The 16062-nt window shown below is 65.7% G+C and carries 18 protein-coding genes and 1 tRNA gene; 12 read left to right on the forward strand and 7 right to left on the reverse strand.

Translation table 11 applies throughout. From position 1 onward, the window contains the following. The 8 genes from cbiE (at position 1) to AC07SZ_RS07335 (ending at position 6695) form a co-directional block, all read left to right on the forward strand. Entirely contained in the window at positions 1-1242 is a 1242-nt protein-coding gene (gene cbiE / locus AC07SZ_RS07300; RefSeq protein WP_494913844.1) for a precorrin-6y C5,15-methyltransferase (decarboxylating) subunit CbiE, read from the forward strand. Continuing rightward, positions 1239-1625, forward strand: coding sequence for a cobalamin biosynthesis protein (locus AC07SZ_RS07305; RefSeq protein ID WP_494914161.1), 387 nt, complete (start codon positions 1239-1241; stop codon positions 1623-1625). The genes cbiE and AC07SZ_RS07305 overlap by 4 nt, the downstream gene beginning before the upstream one ends. Further along, positions 1622-2386 carry a precorrin-4 C(11)-methyltransferase gene (gene cobM, locus AC07SZ_RS07310; protein WP_056572928.1) on the forward strand — a complete coding sequence of 255 codons (765 nt, stop codon included), beginning with the start codon at positions 1622-1624 and terminating at the stop codon, positions 2384-2386. Before AC07SZ_RS07305 ends, cobM begins: the two co-directional genes overlap by 4 nt. Next, a complete protein-coding gene (gene cobA, locus AC07SZ_RS07315; protein WP_056572931.1) occupies positions 2383-3201 on the forward strand; it encodes a uroporphyrinogen-III C-methyltransferase in 819 nt (272 codons plus the stop codon). Before cobM ends, cobA begins: the two co-directional genes overlap by 4 nt. Beyond that, positions 3198-4517 (forward strand): cobyrinic acid a,c-diamide synthase CobB, encoded by a 1320-nt coding sequence (locus AC07SZ_RS07320; protein ID WP_494913845.1) that lies wholly within the window; start codon positions 3198-3200, stop codon positions 4515-4517. Before cobA ends, AC07SZ_RS07320 begins: the two co-directional genes overlap by 4 nt. Next, the gene (locus tag AC07SZ_RS07325; protein WP_494913846.1) at positions 4514-5290 is read left to right on the forward strand and encodes an adenosylcobinamide-GDP ribazoletransferase; all 777 of its coding nucleotides are present in this window, start codon (positions 4514-4516) and stop codon (positions 5288-5290) included. The genes AC07SZ_RS07320 and AC07SZ_RS07325 overlap by 4 nt, the downstream gene beginning before the upstream one ends. 48 nt (positions 5291-5338) lie before the next feature. After that, the gene (cobT, locus tag AC07SZ_RS07330) at positions 5339-6349 is read left to right on the forward strand and encodes a nicotinate-nucleotide--dimethylbenzimidazole phosphoribosyltransferase (RefSeq protein ID WP_494913847.1); all 1011 of its coding nucleotides are present in this window, start codon (positions 5339-5341) and stop codon (positions 6347-6349) included. Between the two features lie 94 nt (positions 6350-6443). Then, complete coding sequence (locus AC07SZ_RS07335; RefSeq protein ID WP_494913848.1) at positions 6444-6695, forward strand: hypothetical protein; 252 nt, start codon at positions 6444-6446, stop codon at positions 6693-6695. A gap of 112 nt (positions 6696-6807) precedes the next feature. Here AC07SZ_RS07335 and AC07SZ_RS07340 read toward each other — a convergent pair. Both AC07SZ_RS07340 and AC07SZ_RS07345 read right to left on the reverse strand, forming a co-directional pair. After that, a tRNA-Lys gene (locus tag AC07SZ_RS07340) sits at positions 6808-6883 on the reverse strand. A gap of 106 nt (positions 6884-6989) precedes the next feature. Continuing rightward, the gene (locus tag AC07SZ_RS07345) at positions 6990-7898 is read right to left on the reverse strand and encodes a PhzF family phenazine biosynthesis protein (RefSeq protein WP_172373282.1); all 909 of its coding nucleotides are present in this window, start codon (positions 7896-7898) and stop codon (positions 6990-6992) included. A 100-nt stretch (positions 7899-7998) separates the two neighbouring features. Between AC07SZ_RS07345 and AC07SZ_RS07350 the strand changes: the two genes are divergently transcribed. Genes AC07SZ_RS07350 through AC07SZ_RS07360 form a run of 3 tightly spaced genes read left to right on the forward strand, consistent with a single transcriptional unit; the run spans position 7999 to position 11221 of the window. Then, positions 7999-9288 (forward strand): efflux RND transporter periplasmic adaptor subunit, encoded by a 1290-nt coding sequence (locus tag AC07SZ_RS07350; protein ID WP_494913849.1) that lies wholly within the window; start codon positions 7999-8001, stop codon positions 9286-9288. A gap of 5 nt (positions 9289-9293) precedes the next feature. Then, a complete protein-coding gene (locus tag AC07SZ_RS07355; RefSeq protein ID WP_056572959.1) occupies positions 9294-10001 on the forward strand; it encodes an ABC transporter ATP-binding protein in 708 nt (235 codons plus the stop codon). 2 nt (positions 10002-10003) lie between these two features. After that, positions 10004-11221: an ABC transporter permease gene (locus tag AC07SZ_RS07360; protein ID WP_056572962.1), complete on the forward strand. Its 1218-nt coding sequence runs from the start codon at positions 10004-10006 to the stop codon at positions 11219-11221. A 168-nt stretch (positions 11222-11389) separates the two neighbouring features. Here AC07SZ_RS07360 and AC07SZ_RS07365 read toward each other — a convergent pair whose 3' ends face one another. Genes AC07SZ_RS07365 through AC07SZ_RS07375 form a run of 3 tightly spaced genes read right to left on the reverse strand, consistent with a single transcriptional unit; the run spans position 11390 to position 13418 of the window. Further along, on the reverse strand, positions 11390-11554 hold the full coding sequence (locus AC07SZ_RS07365) for a hypothetical protein (RefSeq protein ID WP_494913850.1): 165 nt from the start codon (positions 11552-11554) through the stop codon (positions 11390-11392). 13 nt (positions 11555-11567) lie between these two features. Further along, a complete protein-coding gene (locus tag AC07SZ_RS07370) occupies positions 11568-12281 on the reverse strand; it encodes an NUDIX hydrolase (RefSeq protein ID WP_494913851.1) in 714 nt (237 codons plus the stop codon). A gap of 24 nt (positions 12282-12305) precedes the next feature. Further along, positions 12306-13418 (reverse strand): endonuclease/exonuclease/phosphatase family protein, encoded by a 1113-nt coding sequence (locus AC07SZ_RS07375; RefSeq protein WP_056572968.1) that lies wholly within the window; start codon positions 13416-13418, stop codon positions 12306-12308. Between the two features lie 188 nt (positions 13419-13606). Here AC07SZ_RS07375 and AC07SZ_RS07380 point away from each other — a divergent pair, with 188 nt between their 5' ends. Then, on the forward strand, positions 13607-14170 hold the full coding sequence (locus tag AC07SZ_RS07380) for a BA14K family protein (protein WP_056572971.1): 564 nt from the start codon (positions 13607-13609) through the stop codon (positions 14168-14170). A 164-nt stretch (positions 14171-14334) separates the two neighbouring features. Here the strand turns inward: AC07SZ_RS07380 and ilvC are convergent, their stop codons facing one another. Continuing rightward, entirely contained in the window at positions 14335-15354 is a 1020-nt protein-coding gene (ilvC, locus tag AC07SZ_RS07385) for a ketol-acid reductoisomerase (protein ID WP_010910140.1), read from the reverse strand. Positions 15355-15372: 18 nt separating this feature from the next. After that, positions 15373-16032 carry a TetR/AcrR family transcriptional regulator gene (locus AC07SZ_RS07390; RefSeq protein WP_494913852.1) on the reverse strand — a complete coding sequence of 220 codons (660 nt, stop codon included), beginning with the start codon at positions 16030-16032 and terminating at the stop codon, positions 15373-15375. Between the last annotated feature and the right edge of the window lie 30 nt (positions 16033-16062).

Raw genomic sequence — 16062 nt, forward strand, 5'->3', positions numbered from 1 at the left:
ATGCCTGCTGAAAGTCCGCACGGGGCCGACTATACGTCGAAATGGCTGACGGTGATCGGCATCAGCGAGGACGGTTTAGCGGGTCTCGGTGACGAGGCCAAGCAGCGGATCGCCGACGCGTCGTTCATCTTCGGCGGCAAGCGCCATCTGGCGCTGGTCGCGTCCTTCGCCAAGGGCGAGCCGCGCCCCTGGCCGGTGCCCTTCGATGCCGGGATGGCTGACGTGCTGGCGCTGGCGGGCCGCAAAGTCTGCGTGCTCGCCTCCGGCGATCCTTTTTTCCATGGCGTCGGCGCCACCCTCGCCCGCAAGGTCGAGCCGCGTGAGATGCATGTCATCCCGGCGCCGTCGGCCGTCTCGCTGGCCGCCGCCCGCCTTGGCTGGGCACTGCAGGACATCGAGACCGTCTCGCTGCATGGCCGGCCGCTCGACCTGATCCGGCCGCTGCTGCAGCCCAATGCGCGCATCCTGGCGCTGACATCGGACGGCGACGCGCCGGCGGCAATTGCCCGCCTGCTCACAGAACTCGATTTCGGCGCATCGCGGCTGACGGTCCTGGAGGCTTTGGCCGGGCCGAACGAGAAACAGCGCGTGGCACGCGCCGATGCCTTCGACCTCGAAAACGTCAATCCGCTCAACGTGCTGGCCGTCGAAATTGATTCGAACCCGCAAGGCCGTGTTCTGCCACTCACGGTTGGCCTTGCCGATCATCTGTTCGACCATGACGGCCAGATCACCAAGCGCGAAATCCGCGCTGTCACCTTGTCGACACTGGCGCCCAGGCGCGGCGAGTTGCTGTGGGACATCGGCGCCGGCTCCGGCTCGATCGGCATCGAGTGGATGCTCGCCCACCCCTTGATGCGCGCCATCGCCATCGAGGCCGACCCGGGCCGCGCCGCTCGCATCCGCCGCAATGCAGCCGCCTGCGGCGTTCCGGGCCTGGTGGTGGTGGAAGGCAACGCGCCAAAGGCGCTTGCCGGGCTGGAGATGCCGGACGCTGTCTTCATCGGCGGCGGGGGCAGCGACACCGGTGTCTTGAACACCGCCATCAAGGCGCTGCGCCCCGGTGGCCGTCTGGTCGCCAATGCGGTGACACTGGAGATGGAAACGCTGCTTCTCGCCCAGCACCTGAAGCTGGGCGGCGATCTTACCCGGATAGACATTTCGCGCGCCTCGCCGGTCGGTTCGATGCAGGCATGGCGGCCAGCCATGCCAGTCACGCAATGGAACTGGGTGAAGCCATGATGGTCGCGGGCATCGGCAGCCGCAAAGGCGTTGGCGTCGAGGATGTGCTTGCCGCGATTGAAACCGCGATCGAAACGCATGGGTTGGCAATGACGGCGCTTTCGGCACTGGCCACCGCGGCGCTCAAGAAGGATGAAGACGCGATCGCCGCCGCTGGCCGCTCGCTGAACCTCCCGGTTGTCATCGTCGATGACGCAGCGCTTCAAGCCGCCTCGCCAGGCACGCTCAGCCATTCCAGCCTCTCGCGGGAACTGGCCGGCACGCCCTCGGTTTCCGAAGCGGCGGCCCTCGCCGTTGCCGGGGCCGGTGCGAAACTGCTTGGCCCTCGCACCGTGCTTGGCCCGGTCACCTGCGCCATCGCCATCAGCGGAGACGCGCCATGACCGTTCATTTCATCGGTGCCGGTCCGGGTGCCGCCGACCTCATCACGCTGCGCGGTGCCAAGCTCCTGGCAAGCTGTCCGGTCTGCCTGCATGCCGGCTCCATCGTCGCACCCGAATTGCTGCAGCATTGCGCGCCCGGGACCAAACTGATCGACACCGCGCCGATGTCGCTCGATGAGATAGAGGCCGCCTATGTCGAGGCCCACAAGGCCGGCCATGATGTAGCGCGGCTGCATTCCGGCGACCTGTCGGTTTGGAGTGCGGTCGCCGAGCAGATCCGCCGGCTGGAAAAACACGGCATCCCTTACACGCTGACGCCGGGCGTCCCTTCCTTCGCCGCGGCCGCGGCGGCGCTGCGCCGCGAGTTGACCATTCCCGAACTGGCGCAAAGCCTGGTGCTGACCCGCATCTCCGGCCGCGCCTCGAAAATGCCGCCCGGCGAAACGCTGGCCGGCTTCGGCCGCACCGGCGCCACGCTGGCCATCCATCTTGCCATCCACGCCATCGACCGTGTCGTCGCCGAATTGACGCCGCATTATGGCGGCGATTGTCCGGTGGCGATCGTCTTCCGGGCCTCGTGGCCGGATGAGCGCGTGCTGACGGGGACGCTGGAAACGATCGAGGCGCAACTGGCCGCCGATCCGATGGAGCGTACGGCGATCATCTTCGTCGGCCGCTCGCTTGCGGCGGAAGGCTTTGGCGAGAGTTCATTGTACGACGCCCACTATCAGCGGCGTTTTCGCGGACGGGACGGATTGTGAGCGGCAGCACCAGGAACACAGGCGAACACGCCACGCTCGAACAGGCGCTTGCCCGGCTGAACTTCAAGCCGCGTTCGCTGGAACCGGGCCATGTCTGGCTGGCCGGCGCCGGCCCCGGCGACCCCGGCTGCCTGACCCTGGAAGTCCTGGCGGCCTTGGCCGAGGCGGATGCGCTGGTCTATGATGCGCTGGTCTCACCCGATGTCGTGGCGGTGGCATCGGCAGCCGAACTGTTCTACGCCGGCAAACGCGGCGGCCAGCCTTCGATGAAGCAGGACGATATCACCGCTCTTCTGGTTCGGCTGGCGCGCGAAGGCCGCCGCGTCGTCAGGCTGAAAGGCGGCGATCCCTATATTTTCGGCCGTGGCGGCGAAGAGGCCCTGGCGCTCGCGCGCGAAGCTATCCCTTTCCGGGTTTTGCCCGGCCTGACATCCGGCCTCAGCGCGCTGGCCGCAACCGGCATCCCGGCCACCATGCGCGGCATCAACAAGGCGGTGATCCTGGCGACCGGCCACGCCGCCGGCACCGACGACGACATCGACTGGGCGGCAATCGCCCGCACCGGCCAGCCGGTTGTCGTCTATATGGGCATGGCGAACCTGCCGCTGATCGCGGCAGCGCTGCTCGACGGCGGGCTGGCGCCCTCGACGCCGGCGGCGGTGATCGTCGCCGCGACGACACCGCGGGAGCGAACCGTCGTCGCCACGCTCGCCACCATTGCCGAGGAAGTGGCCGCCGCCGGCCTTGCCTCGCCGGCACTGATCGTCGTCGGTGGCATCGTCGCCATGCGCGCCGCATTGGCGGGCAAGGCATGACGGCCCGCGCCATCATCATCGGCGCCCCGCGCTCCGGCTCGGGCAAGACCAGCGTCACCATCGGCATTCTGCGCGCGCTCACCCGACGCGGGCTGAAGGTGCGGGGCGCCAAATCCGGACCCGACTATATAGATCCTGGTTTCCACACGGCCGCCACGGGCCTGTCCGGCGTCAATCTCGACAGCTGGGCGATGCCGCCATCGCTGCTCAACGCCCTCGCCGCACAAGCGGCTGACGATACTGATTTTGTCATCCTCGAAAGCGCCATGGGCCTGTTCGACGGCATTCCGGCCGCGCGGGGGCGGACCGGTTCGGCGGCCGATCTCGCCCGGCTCTACGGCCTGCCGGTGCTGCTTGTGCTCGACGTGTCCGGCCAGTCGACCACCGCGGCGGCCGTCGCCAAGGGTTTTGCCACTTACGATCCGGATGTGCGCATGGCCGGCGTCGTGCTCAACCGGCTGGGCAGCGAGCGCCACCGCCGGCTCTCCGGCGATGCGATCGAGGCGATCGGCCTGCCTGTCGTCGGCGCCATCTTGCGCGACCCCACCCTGAACCTGCCCGAGCGGCACCTCGGTCTCGTCCAGGCCGGCGAGTATGATGATCTGATGGCGCATCTCGACCGCCTTGCCGACATGGCGGAGAAGTCGCTCGACCTCGACGCGGTCATGGCGCTGGCAACGCCCCTCACCCCGGCGGAAGGCGGCTTCGACGAGGCGCTGCAGCCGCCCGGGCAGCGGATAGCCCTTGCGGAAGATGCCGCCTTCACCTTCCTCTACCCGCATGTCGCCAGCTATTGGCGCAAGGCGGGCGCGGAAATCGTTCCGTTCTCGCCGCTGGGCGACGAAGCGCCCGACGAGGATTGTGACGTCTGCTGGCTTCCCGGCGGCTATCCCGAGCTTCACGCCGGCCGGCTCGCGGCGTCGGAGACTTTCAAGGCCGGAATGGCGCGCTTCGCCGCGACCAAGCCCGTGCATGGCGAGTGCGGCGGCTTCATGGTGCTTGGCCAGGCGCTGGAAGATGCCTCGGGCGAAACGCACGGAATGCTTGGCCTGCTTGGCCATTCCACCAGTTTTGCAAGGCGGAAGATGAACCTTGGCTACCGCGAGGCGCGACTGCGCGCTGATTGCCCGCTGGGGGTGCAGGGCGCGTTGATCCGGGGCCACGAATTCCACTATGCGCAGATGACGGCAACCGGCAATGACGAGCCGCTGGCCGACCTCGCCGATGGTCAGGGCAATCCGATCGGCGCCTCCGGCTATCGGCGCGGCCATGTCAGCGGCACCTTCTTCCATGCGATAGCGAGGGGCGGCGCATGAAGCTCCCGAATTTGACCCTTTCGCCTCGGCAAATCCTCGACGACATGGCGCTCTGCCTGGTCTTCTTCACCCGCCTGCCTCTGCCCATCCTCGATTTTCGCGGCCGCGGCCTTGCCGCCGCGATCTGGGCGGCGCCGGTCGCCGGCCTCGTCGTCGGCCTGATCGGCGCCATCGTCTTTGCCACGGCGGAACGGTTTGGCCTTGCCATGGGCCCGGCGGCCGCCCTTGCCCTTGTTTCAACCGTTATCACCACCGGCTGCCTGCACGAGGACGGGCTGTCCGACGTCGCCGACGGCTTTGGCGGCGGTAAATCGCGCGGCCGCAAGCTGGACATCATGCGCGACAGCCGCATTGGTGCCTATGGCGCGGCAGCCCTGACCCTGTCGTTGCTGATCCGCTGGAACGTGCTTTCGGAATTCGTCGACCCCACGCAGGCCCTCTTCGCTCTCGTGGCTGCCCACGCCTCTTCGCGCGGTGTGCTTGGCGCGTTCATGCACCTGTTGCCGCCGGCACGGTCCGATGGCCTGTCGGCGGGTGCCGGTACGGTCTCGCAGGAAATCGCCATCGCCGGCGCCGTGCTTGGCGCGATCCCGCTTCTTCTCCTCGGGCTCGGCGGCGCCATCGCCGCGCTCATCCTGCTCGGCCTGCTGTTTGCCGCCTTCCATGCCCTTTGCCTCAACCAGATCGGTGGCCAGACCGGCGACACGATCGGCGCCTTGCAACAGGTCAGCGAAGTCGCGGTGCTTCTTGTCGCTTCCGTCGCGCTCTCTTGATCCCCTTGGCCTGATTCCACTTGATTCCTTTCCGGAGACCTTGCCCCCATGCCCTTCAAATCTCTTGATGAATTGCGCGCCGCCTGCCTCGATCTCCCGGCTGGCAGCGATTCCGCAGCAAAAGCCGTTGCCCGCCGCCAAGACACGCTGACCAAGCCGCAAGGCAGCCTCGGCCGGCTGGAGACCATCGCCGCATGGCTGGCGCGCTGGCAGGGCCGCGACATGCCGAAACTCGACCGCGTGAAAGTGTTCGTCTTCGCCGGCAATCACGGCGTCACCGCACAAGGTGTGTCGGCCTACCCATCGGAAGTCACCGTGCAGATGGTGGCGAACTTCGCCGGCGGCGGGGCCGCCATCAACCAGCTCGCCCGCATCGCCGGCGCCGAACTCGATGTCATCCCGCTCGACCTCGACCATCCGACGGGCGATTTCACGCAAGTGCCGGCAATGGACGAGAAAGCCTTCCTCGCCGCCGTCTCGGCCGGCTACGACGCGGTGACGAAAGATCTCGACCTGATCTGCTTCGGCGAAATGGGCATCGGCAACACCACGCCGGCGGCCGCCATCTCGGCCGCCCTGTTCGGCGGCGGCGCCGAAAAATGGACCGGGCGCGGCACCGGCGTCGACGATGCCGGCCTGAAGCGCAAGGTGGTCGCCATCGAGGCCGGCCTCAAGCGCCACGCCGCCACCCTCGCCGATCCGCTGGGCGTTGCCGCCGCCCTTGGTGGCCGCGAACTCGCCGCCATCTTCGGCGCCACGCTCGCCGCCCGCCATCTCGGCATACCCGTGCTGCTCGACGGCTTCGTCTGCACCGCCGCCGCGGCCCCGCTGGCAAGGCTGCACCCGACGGGGCTCGCGCACACGATCGCGGCTCATGTCTCGGCCGAATCGGGCCATCGCGGGCTGCTCGAAGCCCTCAGCCTGCCGCCATTGCTCGATCTCGGCATGAGGCTCGGCGAAGGCTCCGGCGCCTGCCTCGCCGTCAACATCGTGCGCTCGGCACTGGAGTGTCATGCGAGAATGGCGAGCTTTGCCGAGGCTGGGGTCTCGGAGAAGTAGCTTCGGACTTCTACGGTTGGGTCCGTGAAGCCGGTCCCGTCACCGGCAGGAGTGGCATCTTCCTGCTACGGCGATTCTCGAATAGATCTGGCGGATGAAAAAACTCCATCCCGCTGCCGCTGCTGTGGCTATTGCCGTTGTGCTTGCCATTGTGCTTCGGCGCGATGGATACTCCAGCCACGGCCCGACACCGCGATTTTCGTTGTTTCCTGGTTTCTTCTGGTGGCTCATCAGCGATTTCTCGGGCGGGAAAGGCGGAACTGACGCTAGCGAAGCTGAAAGCGCAGAAAAGAACATTGCTTTTCGGTTCGGCCGATTTCTAAGCCGCATTTTTGCACGCAATTAGATCATCATGAGCACGAAATAGCGTTGCTGGTTGAAAAGCCGCAGCACTTGGCCCGAGACGCGCCACACGCGTCTCGCTTTTCAGGGTCTTTCCACCAAGTCTTCTAGGAATTTGGTGGGTGCGCACAGGATTGAACTGTGGACCCGCTGATTAAGAGTCAGCTGCTCTACCAACTGAGCTACGCACCCACTCGGCCGGCAAAAACCGGCGTTGGCGGGCATATAGCCGCCACCATCGGCCATGTCTAGCCCTGCCGGAATCATTTCCCGACAAATCGACCAACCCTCGATGCGATCAGACGAAAAGCTTGCCCTCCGCCACCTTCACCGCGTTGCCGCCAATGCGCGCCGAGGCCAGTTTTCCACCTTGCACGGTCAGTTCCAGGCGGATGCGCGATGGCCGGCCCATCTCCAGCCCCTGCTCGATCCACAACTGTGAAATGCCGTCCGTCGGGCCGTCGAAATGCATGATGGCGCCGGCGAAGGCGGCCGCTGCAGAACCGGTCGCCGGATCCTCATAGGACGGCGTGCCGGGCACGATCATGCGGACATGAAAGGCGCTTTCGTGGTTCACCGTCTCGCGGCAATAGACATAGGGGCTGGCGAAGGCCCATTCGCTCTTGCGCGGCGCCAGCTCCGACCAGGCCTGGTTGTCCAGCCGGATGCGGCCCGCCGCCTCGAGATTGGCGACCGGAATGGTCACATAGGGCACGCCGGCCGACCAGAACGAGACGCGGTGATTCTCGAAGCCGATCTCGTGCGGCGCCAGGCCAAGGGCTGCCCCGATCGCTTCCGGATCGGCCTCGAGCTTCAGCGGTTCCGGCAGTTTCGCCAGATCGAACTCGGCGAAGGTGTTGCCATCGTGCGTGCTGACGGCGCAGCGCACCGGGCCGATGTTCTCTTCCAGCACGAAGATGCCGGCACCGCCTTCGCCGGCCAGTTCGGCAAGCGCGATTGCCGATCCAACCGTCGGATGGCCGGCGAACGGCATTTCGTAGTCGGGCGTGAAGATGCGGATGCGGTTCTTGTGCTTGGGGTTGTCCGGCGGCAGCACAAAGACCGATTCGGACAGGTTGAATTCGCGCGCGATGGCCTGCATCGCCGCCGTGTTCAGACCTTTGCAATCCAACACCACGGCCAGCGGGTTTCCGGCCAGTCGCTCGGTCGTAAACACATCGTAAAGCAAGTAACTCCGGGTTTGCATTCCTGCCTCAATCCCAACATGGGCGAAATTTAATTTGATATTTGAACCGGTAGGCCTGATCTGTGCACAGATAGGGACATACGCATCATAGGGGTCCGACGTGGACCAGATTGTCAATCTGCCAAAGACGGAATCGGATTCCGCCATCGAGACGGCGCTTGGGCTCGACCGACAGGGTCTGCGCAAGACGCGCCGGCGTGGTTGGCTCTATGCGCTACTGACCCTGATCGTGCTTGCCGCCGGTCTTGGCCTCTATCAATGGTATGCGGCCACGCCCGCCAGGATCGATTACACCACCGTGCCGGCCGCCAAGGCCGATCTGACCGTCCAGGTTTCGGCGACGGGCACGCTGCAGCCGCTCACCCAGGTCGATATTTCCAGCCAGCTTTCCGGCATCATACGCTCGGTCTCGGTCAACGAGAACCAGCAGGTGAAGAAGGGCGACGTGCTGGCGGCCCTCGACACCGCCAAGCTGCAGGTCCAGATCGAACGGGCCGAGGCTTCCGCGAAAGTGGCGGCCGCCAATGTCGAGGACGCCACGGTGACGCTGGCCGAAAACGAAAGCGCGCTGGTGCGCGCGGCCGCCTTGACCAAGCGTGGCATGGCGACCGACCAATCGCTCGAGGCGGCAACCGCGACGCGCGACCGCTCCAAGGCGGCGCTTGACAGCGCCCAGGCCAATCTCGCCATCGCCAATGCGGATCTCAAATCGCAGCAGACCGACCTTGCCAACAGCACCATCTATGCCCCGATCGACGGCATCGTGCTGACGCGCTCGGTCGACCCCGGCCAGACGGTCGCCTCCTCGCTGCAGGCGCCGGTGCTGTTCGTCATCGCCGCCGATTTGCGTAACATGGAACTGGTGGCGGCGGTCGACGAGGCCGACATCGGCGCCGTCAAGACAGGCCAGCATGCCCGTTTCACCGTCGATGCCTTCCCCGACCGGCCGTTCGATGCCGAGATCCGCGACATCTCCTATGCCTCGGTCACGACAGACGGCGTCGTCACCTACAATGCGCGGCTCGAGGTCGACAACAACGAGCTGCTGCTGCGGCCCGGCATGACCGCCACCGTTTCCGTCGTCACAAGGGAGGCCAAGGGCGTGCTTACCGTGCCCTCCTCCGCCTTCCGCTACCGCCCGGCGCAGCAGGCCGCGCGTGGCTGGAGCCTCAGCGACCTGTTCACCGGCCGCATGGGTCGTCCGGGCGGCAACCGCCAGCGCCAGGCGACGACCCCGACCGATGGCTCGCGCACGCTGTATGTGCTGGAGAACGGCCGGCCGCATCCGGTCAACGTCAAGATCGGCTCGACCGATGGCGAACTGACCGAGATCACCTCCGGCCTGGACGAAGGCGCGCAGGTCATCACCGCCTCGCAGCCGCGGAGCTGACGGCCGTGGCCGCTAGCGCGACGCTCATCACCTTCGACAAGGTCTGGAAGAGCTATGGCCAGGGCGAAGCCAAGGTCCATGCGCTGGCCGGAGTCGACCTTGCCATCAGGCGCGGCGAATTCGTCGCCATCATGGGGCCGTCCGGCTCCGGCAAATCGACGGCGATGAACATCATCGGCTGCCTCGACACGCCGACGGCCGGAACCTACTCCTTCATGGGCGTCGACGCCGGCCGGCTCGACCGCAACCGCCGCGCCATGCTGCGCAACCTCTATGTCGGCTTCGTCTTCCAGGGCTACAATCTGCTGGCGCGCACCACGGCCGCCGAAAACGTCGAACTGCCGCTAATCTATCGCGGCGTCGCCGCCCGCGAGCGGCGCGACCTTGCCATGCAAGCACTCGCCCAGGTCGGCCTGGTCGGTCGCGAGCATCATACGCCGGCGGAACTTTCCGGCGGCCAGCAGCAGCGCGTGGCGATCGCGCGTGCCATCGTCACCCGCCCGACGCTGCTCGTCGCCGACGAACCGACCGGCAACCTCGATACCGCCCGCACGCATGAGATCATGGAACTGCTGACGAAGCTCAACAAGGAGCTCGGCCTGACCGTCACCATGGTCACGCATGAGGCCGACGTCGCCGAATATGCCGAGCGCACCATCCGCTTCCTCGACGGCCACGTCGCCTCGGACACCATGAATGTCGAGGTGGCCTGATCATGATCTGGGAAACCGTCCGCCTCTCGCTGCGCTCGATCCGCCGCAACGTACTGCGCTCGTTCCTGACGTTGCTCGGCATCGTCATCGGTGTCGCCGCCGTCATTGCGATGCTGACCATCGGCTCCGGCACCACGCAGAAGGTCAAGGCCGACATCTCCAAGCTCGGCAGCAACCTGCTGGTCGTCCGTGCCGGTCGCCCGGCCGGTCCCGGCGGCCCGGGCGGGCTCGACCAGGTGGTGCGGCCACTGGCGGAGAAGGACCTTGCCGCACTGGTCGCGCATCTGACCGGCGCGCGCGCCATCTCGCCGGCCTCGCAGAAGCAGGTCCGCGTCATCTTCGGCACCGAAAGCCTGACCTCCGGTGTCACCGGCACCGACAGCGCCTATCTCGACGCACGCGACTGGAAGCTGGTGTCCGGCCGCCCGTTCAGCGATTCCGAAACCCGCTCGGGCACCGGCGTCTGCCTGATCGGCGAGACGGTGCGCCAGCAGTTCTTTGGCGCCGGCGACCCGGAGGGCGAGATCATCCGCGTCAACCGCACCTCCTGCAAGATCATCGGCCTGCTCGAGCCCAAGGGCTATACGGGCTTCGGACAGGATCAGGACAATGTGGTGCTGATGCCGCTGCACGCCTATCAGCGCCGCATCGCCGGCAACCGCGACATCGACAACATCTACATCGCCGCCGACGACCGCACGCCGACCAGCGAATTGCAGCCGCGTGTCGAGGACATCTTGCGCGACGCGCGCCGGATCACGCCCGACCGTGAGAGTGATTTCGCCATCCGTGACATGACGCAGATCGCCGACGCCATGGCCAGCGCCACCACCACCATGACCGGCATGCTCGGCGCCGTCGCCGGCGTCAGCCTGCTGGTCGGCGGCATCGGCATCATGAACATCATGCTGGTCTCGGTCACGGAACGCACCCGCGAGATCGGCATCAGGCTCGCCATCGGCGCGCACGAGAAACATATCCTCATCCAGTTCCTGGTCGAGGCGACGGTGCTGTCGCTGCTCGGCGGCATCATCGGCATCCTGATCGGCCTGGCACTGGCCGGCCTCGCCTCGCTGACGCTGACGATACCCTTTGCGCCGAGCCCGGCCGTCATTCTGCTCGCCGTCGGCTTTTCGGCGCTGATCGGCATGGTGTTCGGCTTCTTCCCGGCAATGCGCGGCGCCAGGCTCGATCCGATCGACGCGCTACGGCACGAATAGGCAGCAGCTTCAACGGCTATCCCCAACCCTGGGGCGCTTGCCTGCGCGGCCGGGCACACGCCGCGCCGACAAGGCCTGTGAAAAACCGGGCAAGCTACACGTTGGCCGGGTCCGTCGTCCTGCCGATCACCCATTTCATCGTCAGTCCCTGCACGATGATCGAGAAGGTCACCACCGCGTAGGTCGCGGCAGCAGCACGGGTTTGGCCGCGCTGTCCGGCAAGGACAGCGCCAGCGCCACCGAAACGCCGCCGCGCAGGCCACCCCAGGTCAACACGGGAACAGATCCCGACGAGAAGGTCTGGCGTATCGCCAGCAGCGAGATCGGAATCAAGACGGAGACAAATCTAGCTGTTGGCGAAATGCCACTCGATCAGCGGCTTCATGTGCGGCGACAGCCCCTCCGGCAGGTCGGCGGCGTGACGGATGATCACCGGTCCTTCGATCTCCGGATCGGTTTCGGCGGCAACGAAGGCCGAGATCCGGCGCGCGACCTCATCGGCCGGCTCATCGACATGATAGCGGCGGAAGATCGCCGTTCCGCTTGCCGTCGACAGGGCGTGCCAGCGCACGCCGCGTCTGGCATCCGTCAGGTCGATACCGGTCTCTTCGCGCACCTCGCGGATCATGTTGAAATCGACATCGACCATCCCGTCGTGGAAATCGACAGGCTCGAACGAGCCGGCGGCGAAATAGACACGGCCGGCATTGACCGTCCGCGGCCCCATGCGGATCGCCACCAGCGCATTGTCGCCCGCCACCAGCACGGCATGGGCATAGGCGTGCTCGGCGCCGGAATTCTCCGGCCGCTTCCGCCAGAGCATGAAGGTGGAGTAGTTGACCGCATGGCAGCGGCCGACGAGGCGGTTGTCGCGCCAGGCAAGTTGCGACAGCAGCACCACCGTGCCGTCGAACAGCGCGGGATTGGCTGCCATCTCGCGCTGCCAGTTCTCGGCGATCGCCGCCGCATTATCCCTGGCGAAAGGATGCGGGCCGGGGTCGAGCCGGACGTCGACGGCATCGACCGCCAGGATGACATTGCGCGGCAGGTCGAAACTCATGCCAATCAAGCCCCAGTCCCTTTATCAAGCCATGTCCAGCGTGATCGCCACCGGGCAATGGTCGGACGCTTTCGGCCGGTCCCAGCCGGCACGCGGGAAGCGCTCGACCTCCTGGCCCGCCGGAAAGATCGTGCGCCAGGGCTGGCCGTTGCGGATGATGTCGGGAACGGCGGTGGCATTCTTCGCCGCCAGTCCCCTGGAGAGCAGGATGTAGTCGAGCTGGCAAAGATGCCGCTCTTCAGGCCCGCGTGTGTGATAGAAGGTCCAGCGGTTCATTTCCGGCCGCCGCTCGACGACATTTTCGCAGAAGCCGCCAGCCGTCAGCACGTCGATGCAGGACTGGTTCTCGTCAACCACCTCGAAACGGTAGCCGTCGACATCGTCGCCGGCGATCTTCACGCGCTGCCGGTAATCGTTCATGTCGCCGCAGATCGCCCAGCGCTTGTCGGCGGCATGGTCGCCACCGAAGCGCTCCTCGATGATCCGGCGCACGGCCAGCGCCTCGGCCATGCGCACCGGCATCGTCGCCTCGCGTCCGTCAAGCCCGTTGCGCGCCGGACCCATCGACTTGAAATGCACGAGATAAAGCGTCAGCGGCAGGCCGCCCACGGTGATGTCGACTTCCAGGCAGTCGCGCCGGAAAATGCGTTCATTGGCCTGGCTGCCGAGGGCCGCCAGTTCCGGCGTATGCAGCCCGAACTGCTCGTAGGTGACATAGGCATGGCTGGTCATGCGCACGAATTCGATCGGCTGTCCCTGCGCGGTCTCGTTGCGCATCATCACGGCGACGTCGATGCCGCGCGAATCATTGCCTGATGTGGTGTATTTCTGCCGGTAGCCCTGCCCCACCATCTTGAACAGGTAGCCATATTCGAAGGCCTTCAGCGCCTCGATATTGTCGACCTCCTGCATGCAGATGATGTCGGCCCGGGTGGCGGCGATCGCCAACGCCGAGAGCTGGCGCGTGTCGTCGGACTGCGCGATGGCGCGGGCCTGTTCCAGCATCTTGTACTCGGCCTCGCTCTGGATATCGAACAGCGCCAGCGTCCGATCCTCGTTGAGCTGGTTGCGGTAGCCGGAAAAATCGAACCTGTTCATCAGGTTCTCGACATTGAAGGTGGCAAGGCGCAGCGACATGCCCTGACCTTTGCCTGCAAGAGCGCCAGAAAACAAGATCGCAGGACCACAAGCAGGGATCGGTTGGTCCTGACGGCATTCGCGCCATGGTTGACGGAACCTTTCCGTTCATCCGCCGTTCAGACGCTAACATCCACATTGGGCCCATTCCCAGGGTAGGCGTGGGGCTGTATCTCTTGGAGAGTGCAATGAACTCGCTCTTTTCTTCCACCATCAAGTCCGGGCTGATAGCCCTTGGCATCGTCTCCGGCATCACGGCGCCGTCCGCCGCCGGACCGATCCTGCAGCCGGACCTGTCGCTTCCCACGAGCACCGCGGCGCCGACGGTCACGCCGGTTCGCGACAGCTGGGCCGGCGGCAACAACAATAACCGTGGCTTCAACGATGACTGGCGCTGGCGCCGGTCGGGCCATTGGAACGGAAACCGGCACTGGAATGGTGGCGGCAACTGGAACGGCGGCGACAACTGGCGCTGGCGCCATGGCCGCCGCCACTACCACGGCGGCTACTATGATGACGGCGCCGCCGCGGTCCTTGGCCTGGGCCTGGGGCTCGGCCTTGGCAGCATGTACAACAACTACAACAACTACGATTACTATGCGCCGCCGCCGCGCCGCTATTATCGCGCCGGACGGCTTTCCAACGCCCATGTGCAATGGTGCTACAACCGCTACCGGTCGTATCGCGCCTGGGACAACACGTTCCAGCCCTATAACGGTCCCCGCCAGCAGTGCTGGTCGCCCTATAGGTAAGTTGGCTGGACGATCCGGAAATGAAAAACGGCGCCTCACGGCGCCGTTTTTATTGTCGAGCGTGGATTTCGCTCAGGTCTTGGCCTTGTCGACGTTCTTCGAGATCCCCGCGCGCCCGCAGGGCGAAGCCCGAGGACGCGCAAAGGCAAGAAACGTGGATCGGCTCAGTTCTTGGCCTTGTCGACCAGCTTGTTCTTGGAAATCCACGGCATCATCGCGCGCAGCTTGGCGCCGACTTCCTCGATCTGGTGGCTGTCATTCATGCGGCGGATACCCTTGAAGCGCGACAGGCCGGCACGGTATTCCTGCATCCATTCCGACGTGAACTTGCCGGTCTGGATGTCCTTCAGCACGCGCTTCATCTCGGCCTTGGTCTCGGCGGTGATGATGCGCGGGCCCGAGACATACTCGCCCCATTCGGCGGTGTTCGAGATCGAGTAGTTCATGTTGGCGATGCCGCCTTCATAGATCAGGTCGACGATCAGCTTCACTTCGTGCAGGCACTCGAAATAGGCCATTTCAGGCGCGTAGCCGGCTTCCACCAGCGTCTCGAAGCCGGCGCGGATCAGTTCGACCAGGCCGCCGCACAGCACGACCTGCTCGCCGAACAGGTCGGTCTCGCATTCCTCGCGGAAATTGGTCTCGATGATGCCCGAACGGCCGCCACCGACGCCGCAGGCGTAGGAGAGCGCCAGGTCGAGCGCATTGCCCGAAGCGTCCTGGTTGACGGCGACCAGGCACGGCACGCCGCCGCCCTTCTGGTATTCGCCGCGCACCGTGTGGCCCGGGCCCTTCGGCGCGATCATGACGACGTCGACGGTCGACTTCGGCTCGATCAGGCCGAAATGCACGTTGAGGCCGTGCGCGAAGGCGATCGCCGCACCGTCGCGGATGTTCGGCGCGATCTCGTTCTTGTAGATGTCGGCCTGCAGCTCGTCGGGCGTCGCCATCATCATCAGGTCGGCCCATTTGGCGGCGTCCGCGACGCTCATCACCTTGAGCCCGTCGGCCTCCACCTTCTTGGCGGTCGCCGAACCGGCCTTGAGGCCGATGGCGATTTCCTTGGCGCCGGAATCCTTGAGGTTGAGCGCATGCGCCCGGCCCTGGCTGCCATAGCCGATGATGGCGACCTTCTTGCCCTTGATCAGGTTGAGATCGGCATCACGATCGTAATAAACACGCATTTTGTCTTCCTTCCCGTTTTATAAATCAGAGGCCTTGCGGCCGGTTTTTGCTCCATGAAGAGCGAGAAACTGCTGCGTCGCCCGCGCGGCATCGCCGCCGATCGCCGCCTCAGTCAATTCCAGCCGGTCGCCTAGCAGCAGACGGATCTGCACGTCGCGGGCGACCAGCCCGAAAAAGGTACGGAACGCCGTCTCGGCATCCGTGAATTCCAAAAGCCCGGCCTGGCGCCCCGCCTCGAGCACCGGCTTCAGCCGCTTCGCCAGCGCGAAACGGCCGTTTTCCAGCACAACAGCGCCGAGATTGTCCTTGCCCGACCCGGCATGACCGACCGCCACCCGGTTGAGCGCGATCGAGGTGTCGCTGGAGATCACCTTGAGCCAGTCGGAGGCGAAGCGCTCGAGGCTTGCCGTCAGCGAGGCAAGGTCGAGCCCCTTGCCGTCGACGGAAGCCACGCGCACCTTGGAGGCCTGCCACTGCACGGTCGCCGTCAGCAGCCCGTCACGGTCGCCAAACCACTTGTACAGCGTTTCCTTGGAGCAACTGGCCCGCCGCGCCACGGCGGTCATGGTCAGATGATCGCCCTCCTCGACCAGCAGCCGCAACGCCGCATCCAGAACGGCCTTCTGCCGCTCCGTCAGCGCCTGGCTGTTGTCGATGTCGGCGTTTGCCAGCAACACGCTTTGTTCCTGTTCACAGGTAGAGGCCTT

Source organism: Mesorhizobium sp. GW821-FHT07A06 (genome assembly GCF_059419085.1).